The sequence below is a fragment of the Streptomyces ossamyceticus genome (genome assembly GCF_001418475.1).
GTDB classification, from domain to species: domain Bacteria; phylum Actinomycetota; class Actinomycetes; order Streptomycetales; family Streptomycetaceae; genus Streptomyces; species Streptomyces ossamyceticus.
In genome coordinates, this window is record NZ_LIQX01000507.1 from 1 (window position 1) to 6,282 (window position 6,282).

Annotated in this window: 6 protein-coding genes; 5 read left to right on the top strand and 1 reads right to left on the bottom strand. The window is 70.5% G+C overall.

Going from position 1 to position 6,282, the window contains the following annotated elements; genetic code table 11:
* The coding region (locus AOK15_RS31205; protein WP_205632267.1) for a GAF domain-containing protein at window positions 1–1,108 on the bottom strand (1,108 nt) is incomplete at its 3' end.
* Between the two features lie 366 nt (window positions 1,109–1,474).
* Here AOK15_RS31205 and aspS point away from each other — a divergent pair.
* From aspS to AOK15_RS31230, 5 genes are all read left to right on the top strand, one after another.
* A complete protein-coding gene (aspS, locus tag AOK15_RS31210) occupies window positions 1,475–3,238 on the top strand; it encodes an aspartate--tRNA ligase (protein ID WP_055521695.1) in 1,764 nt (587 codons plus the stop codon).
* 238 nt (window positions 3,239–3,476) lie between these two features.
* Window positions 3,477–4,424 carry an intradiol ring-cleavage dioxygenase gene (locus AOK15_RS31215; protein ID WP_055521696.1) on the top strand — a complete coding sequence of 316 codons (948 nt, stop codon included), beginning with the start codon at window positions 3,477–3,479 and terminating at the stop codon, window positions 4,422–4,424.
* A 228-nt stretch (window positions 4,425–4,652) separates the two neighbouring features.
* Entirely contained in the window at window positions 4,653–5,105 is a 453-nt protein-coding gene (locus tag AOK15_RS31220; RefSeq protein WP_063799077.1) for a hypothetical protein, read from the top strand.
* Window positions 5,106–5,107: 2 nt separating this feature from the next.
* Window positions 5,108–5,737 (top strand): GOLPH3/VPS74 family protein, encoded by a 630-nt coding sequence (locus tag AOK15_RS31225; protein WP_055521697.1) that lies wholly within the window; start codon window positions 5,108–5,110, stop codon window positions 5,735–5,737.
* 38 nt (window positions 5,738–5,775) lie between these two features.
* A complete protein-coding gene (locus AOK15_RS31230; protein ID WP_055521698.1) occupies window positions 5,776–6,162 on the top strand; it encodes a hypothetical protein in 387 nt (128 codons plus the stop codon).
* Window positions 6,163–6,282 lie beyond the last annotated feature (120 nt).

The following is a 6,282-nucleotide window of genomic DNA, read 5'->3' on the forward strand; positions in this document are numbered from 1 at the left end:
CCTGGACGTCGCCGATGACGAGGGCGAAGCGGCCGCTGGGCAGGGCGATCATGTCGTACCAGTCGCCGCCGACCTGGAGTCCGCCGCCGGTGGGGACGTAGCGCGCGGCGACGCTCATGCCGGGGATCTCGGGGCCGAGCGTGGGCAGCATGGTGCGCTGGAGGCCGTCGGTCAGTTCGCGTTCGGTCTCGGCGGCGCCCGCGCGGGACAGCGCCTGGGCGAGCATCCGGGCCACGGTGGTCAGGACGGAGCGCTCGTCGGGGGTGAAGGTGACCGGGTAGGTGAAGCCGGCCATCCACGCGCCCATGGTGCGGCCGGCGACGATCAGGGGCAGGAAGGCCCAGGACCGGCGGTTGAACTGTTCCGCGAGCGGCCAGGCGGTGGGGTAGCGGGACTTGTAGTCCTCGGGGGAGGAGAGATAGACGGCGCGGCCGGTGCGGACGACCTCCGCTGCCGGGTAGTCCGTCTCCAGCGGCATATGGGTGAACGGGCCCTCGTCGCCGTGGTTGTGCCCGTGGTGTCCGATGACGGTGAGGCGGTCGCCCTCCACCCCGAACACGGCGAGCCCGTCCGGGGAGAAGCCCGGCATCGCGAGGCCCGCCGCGACCCGCAGCACCTCCTCCGTGGAGCGCGCCTCGGCCAGTGCGCGCCCCGCGTCCAGCAGGAACGCCTCGCGGGAGCGCCGCCAGTCGCCGGTGACGGCCGCCGGGGCGCGCGCCGCGGTCTGCGGCGAGGGTTCGGTGACCTCCTGGATGGTGCCGATCAGCTCCACCGATCTGCGCAGCGGATCCAGCGTCGGCTTGGAGCGGCTGCGGACGGTGCGGATCACCCGGCCCTGCTCGTCCATGACCCGGATCCGGACCTCGGCGAGGGTGTCCTCCGCGACGGCGAGCTGGACGACGGAGACGATCTCGTTCCAGTCGACGGGGTGGAGTCTCGAGCGCGCGCCGGCCTGGGTGAGGGTGGTCGGTTCCGGGGGCAGCCCCAGGAGCCGGGCTGCCTCGGCGTCGACGGTGACGGTTCCGGCAGCGCTGTCCCAGGTCCACAGTCCCGTCGCCAGGGCGGACAGGACGTCCTCCACGGTGGGCGGGGGCTCACCAGTGCGCATTGACCCACTCTAAGAACAGCTGATCGGACCGTGCCACCGAAGCTGTGCCGGGCACCGAGCGGTGTCCGGCAGTTACCGCGATCGGCGGCGACGGCGGTGACAGCGGTTGACGTTATCGACAGAAACCGCTTGCGGTCCTGGCTATGGCTGTGACGGTGCGTATCCATGCGGGAAAAGGTGTCCGCGGCGGAGAGAGCGGTGTCCGGGTGTCCGTAGGACGCGGTTGCCCCCGCGGGTGGCGGTAAATGGTGGGGAGGCGATCTTGGGGTGCCCGGTACCCTTGGCTGTGTTTCACGTGAAACACGGACGGTGAACCCGTGTGACACGGTCCCAGATCCCCGATCAGCGAAGACTGGATGAACGACGATGCATCGGTACAGGTCCCACACCTGCGGCGAGCTCCGCGCCTCTGACGTCGGCACCGACGTCCGGCTGAGTGGCTGGCTGCACAATCGGCGCGACCTGGGCGGCATCCTCTTCATCGATCTGCGCGACCACTACGGCATCACGCAGCTCGTCGCCCGTCCGGGCACCCCCGCGTACGAGGCCCTGGACAAGATCTCCAAGGAGTCGACCGTCCGCGTCGACGGCAAGGTCGTCTCCCGCGGCGCCGAGAACGTCAACCCCGACCTGCCCACCGGTGAGGTCGAGGTCGAGGTCGGCGAGGTCGAGCTGCTCGGCGCGGCCGCCCCGCTCCCCTTCACCATCAACGCCGAGGACGGGGTCAACGAGGAGCGGCGCCTGGAGTACCGCTTCCTCGACCTGCGCCGCGAGCGCATGCACCGCAACATCATGCTGCGTACGGCCGTGATCAGCGCCATCCGTCACAAGATGACGGCGCTCGGCTTCAACGAGATGGCCACGCCGATCCTGTCCGCCACCTCCCCCGAGGGCGCCCGCGACTTCGTCGTGCCCTCGCGCCTCAACCCGGGCAAGTTCTACGCGCTCCCCCAGGCTCCGCAGCAGTTCAAGCAGCTGCTGATGATCTCGGGCTTCGACCGGTACTTCCAGATCGCGCCCTGCTTCCGTGACGAGGACGCGCGCGCGGACCGTTCGCCGGGCGAGTTCTACCAGCTCGACGTCGAGATGAGCTTCGTGGAGCAGGAGGACGTCTTCCAGCCCATCGAGAAGCTCATGACCGAGCTGTTCGAGGAGTTCGGCAACGGTCGTCACGTCACCTCCCCGTTCCCGCGCATCCCGTTCCGTGAGGCGATGCTCAAGTACGGCTCCGACAAGCCGGACCTGCGCGCCCAGTTGGAACTGGTCGACATCACCGACATCTTCGCGAGCTCGGAGTTCAAGGCGTTCGCCGGCAAGCACGTGCGTGCGCTGCCGGTGCCGGACGTCTCCGGCCAGCCCCGGAAGTTCTTCGACCAGCTCGGCGACTACGCGGTGGAGCAGGGTGCGAAGGGCCTGGCCTGGGTGCGCGTCGGCGAGGACGGTGCGCTGTCCGGCCCGATCGCGAAGTTCCTCACCGAGGAGAACGTGGCCGAGCTGACCAAGCGTCTGTCGCTGGCCGCCGGTCACGCCGTGTTCTTCGGCGCGGGCGAGTTCGACGAGGTCTCGAAGATCATGGGCGCGGTGCGGGTGGAAGCCGCCAAGCGTGCCGGGCACTTCGAGGAGGGCGTCTTCCGGTTCTGCTGGATCGTCGACTTCCCGATGTACGAGAAGGACGAGGAGACCGGGAAGATCGACTTCTCGCACAACCCGTTCTCGATGCCGCAGGGCGGTCTGGAGGCCCTGGAGACCCAGGACCCGCTGGACATCCTCGGCTGGCAGTACGACATCGTCTGCAACGGCGTCGAGCTGTCCTCCGGCGCGATCCGGAACCACGAGCCCGAGATCATGCTCAAGGCCTTCGAGATCGCGGGCTACGACCGTGACACGGTCGAGGAGCAGTTCGCGGGCATGCTGCGCGCGTTCCGCTTCGGCGCACCGCCGCACGGTGGTATCGCCCCGGGTGTCGACCGGATCGTCATGCTCCTCGCCGACGAGCCGAACATCCGCGAGACCATCGCCTTCCCGCTCAACGGCAACGCCCAGGACCTGATGATGGGCGCGCCGACGGAGCTGGAGGAGGCGCGGCTGCGCGAGCTGCACCTGTCGGTGCGGAAGCCGCAGCCGAAGTAGAGCAGCGCGTGAGGCAAGCCTGCCGAGGGCAAGCGTGCCGAGGGCAAGCGTGCTGAAGGCTTGAAACGAAAGGGTCCTGAGATCGTCCGTCGATCTCAGGACCCTTTGCCGTGCGCGGGGGAAGGCGCCGCTCTCCCAGCTCCCTGACGGGGTTCCTGTCCGCCGGGGAGGGGAACAGGGGGAAAACCACAGCGCTTTCCCATGGTGCTGACAGTGTCCGTCCCTACTTTCCTCGTCCATGACGGGAAATCAGAACGGAATCGACATGGCCCCCGAGTCCCGGGGCCCGAAACACAAGAAGGACATGACGCGCCGCAAGGTCGTGGTCGCGGGGGTCGGCGCCGTCGCCGCGGTGGCCGCGGGCGGTGCCGTCGTCGCGACCGCGAGCGCGGGCACGACCGGAGGGACGAAGGCCACCCCGGCCGGATCCACGACGGCGAGCGCCGGTGAGGAGTGCTACCGGCTCACTTCGGAGACCACCGAGGGCCCGTACTACATCGACGCCGACAAGATCCGGCAGGACATCACCGAGGACAAGGAGGGCATCCCCTTCACCCTCCGGATCAAGGTGATCGACTCCGAGAGCTGTGCGCCGCTCCGGAACGCGGCCGTCGACATCTGGCACTGCGACGCGCTCGGCCTCTACTCGGGCTACGAGAGCTTCTCCGAGGGCGGCGGCACCGCCCCCACCGACGCGCCCTCCGGCACCCCCTCGGGCGCACCGTCCGGCGAACCCCCGTCCGGGGGCGGCGGGGGCGGCGGGCACGAGGAGCCGACCAGCGACACCCGCTATCTGCGGGGCACGTGGAAGACCGACAAGAAGGGCTTCGTCACCTTCAGGACGGTCTTCCCGGGCTGGTACCGGGGCCGTTGCGTGCACGTCCACACCAAGGTGCACGTCAACGGCGAGTGGACCGAAGCCGGTTACGAGGGCGGCACCACCTGCCACACCGGGCAGTTCTTCTTCGACGAGGAGGCCGTGCTCGCCTCCGCCGAGGTCGAGCCGTACTCCACCTCGACGACCGAGCGCACGACCCTCGACGAGGACACCATCTACGACGGCAGCGGCACCCAGGGCGGCCTGCTCAAGCTGAAGTACCGGAAGAACGACATCGCCCAGGGCGTCACCGGCACCATCACCGTCGGCGTCGACCCGGACGCGACGAACACCGGCACCGACGGCTGACACGTTCACCGCGTGGCTCGGCGCGAGGCCCGGACACCCGTTCCCTCGGGTTCCGGGCCATTCGGCGTGCCCGTACGCAGCCGGTGGGCCGGACGCTGGGAACGTCATCAGGGGACGCACAGGTTTCTCGACGCAGGCGCACAGCGGGCGCGGGTGTGATGGACGCGGAGAGCGAGGAACCCGTAGGGGACAAGAAGCGCCGGAGAACCTCGGAACGTGGAGGAGGCCATGGAATTCGCTGTGCTGCTCGCACTGCTGCTGGTCCTCGGGGCGGTGGTCGCGGTCATCGCCCTGCGGCGCCGCGGCGACGGGCGGGAAGTGACGTCCGACCTGGACGCGGAGGCCGACGCCAACCGCTGGGTGGTCCGGCTCGGCGGTGGCCTGGCCGGGATCGACGTACGGGCGCAGGCCGGGGCCGACGACACCGCGGCCCGGGCCCTGGCCGACGCCGCCGAACGTCTCCGCATCGCACGGGCGCGGCTGGCCGCTGCCCGTACGCCCGACCAGTACGCGGCGGTCGTCCGCACCGCGTCCGAGGGCCTGCGCCATGTGGGGGAGGCCCGCAGGGCGCTGGGACTGGACCCGGCCGCCGAGGGCGAGCGGAGGGACACCCGTGGCGAGCGGTCAGCAGCTCAGGTCGAGCGGAAGGAACTGTTGTACGGGCTCGACGCGTCCTACTGATCATGACCATGTCGTCCTCTGCCTCCGGTCCCGTCCCCACGACCCTCGGTGAGGAGATCCTCCTCCTTTCCCTGGACGACTCCACGGGTGAGGCGCAGTTGCCGCTGCGGACGCCGTACGCGATCGCGGCGGCGGCCCTGCTGGAACGGGTGCTTGCCGACGGCCCCGAGGACGCCGCGCTCCCGGACGACGCCGAGAAGTGGATCAATGACCAGCGGAACGAGGAGTACGAGAAGGCCCTGCGGGGTCTGCTGGACAAGGGCCTGATCCGCGAGGAGAAGCGCCGGCTCCTCCTCGTCTTCCGCACCACCGTCCATCCGGAGGTCGACGGCACGGTGGAGGCCGCGCTGCGCGGGCGACTCGCCGCCGTCGTCCTGGAGGGACGGGAACCCGATCACCGCACCGCCGCCCTGATCACCCTGCTCCACCACGCCGAGCTGCGGGAACTGGCCTTTCCCGACCTGGGTAAGGAGCAGTCCGCGGCGGTCGAGCGGCGCATGACGGAGATCGCCGAACGCCATTGGGCCGACCCCGCGCTGCGCCGCATGGCGGAGACGGCCGCCGCGACCTCGGCCGCGCTCACCGCCGCGACGATGGCGACCACGGTCGTGATCATCACTACGCTGACCTGAGCCGTGGTGGTGGTACTCCTGGGAAGGGTGTCCGACTCGTGAGCCGTACGGAAGCCGAGTTCAGCGAGGCGCTGGCCGTCGTGCTGCGGGATCTGCGCGCGCAGTGTTCCGTGCGACCCAGGGTGCGGGAGGACGAGGACGGCCCCGGTGTGGTGCTCTACGCGCCGGACGGGTCGGGCCACGGGGTGTGGGCCGACCCGGACGGGCGGCCGGGGGTGTTGACGGCCGAGGTCGCGGACCAGGTGCAGGGCTGGGCGGTGGAGGCGCTGTGGGCGGCAGGGGAGCCCGCGGTGTGGCCGCGTTGCCCGGCGCATCCGGACACGCATCCGCTGGACGCCGCCGTCGAGAGGGGCAAGGCCGTGTGGCGCTGCCCGCGCGGCACGGCCCCCACCGTCCCCGTGGGTGAGCTGCCCTCGACGGAGTGACCAGCGAGCGCCTCCCGACGCCCGGCGGCCAGGGGTGCGGCTGACTACGCCCCGGCGTCCGTGACGGTGGCTGCCGCGCCGCCCGTCTGCGTGACGGTGGCTGCCGCGCCGCCCGTCTGC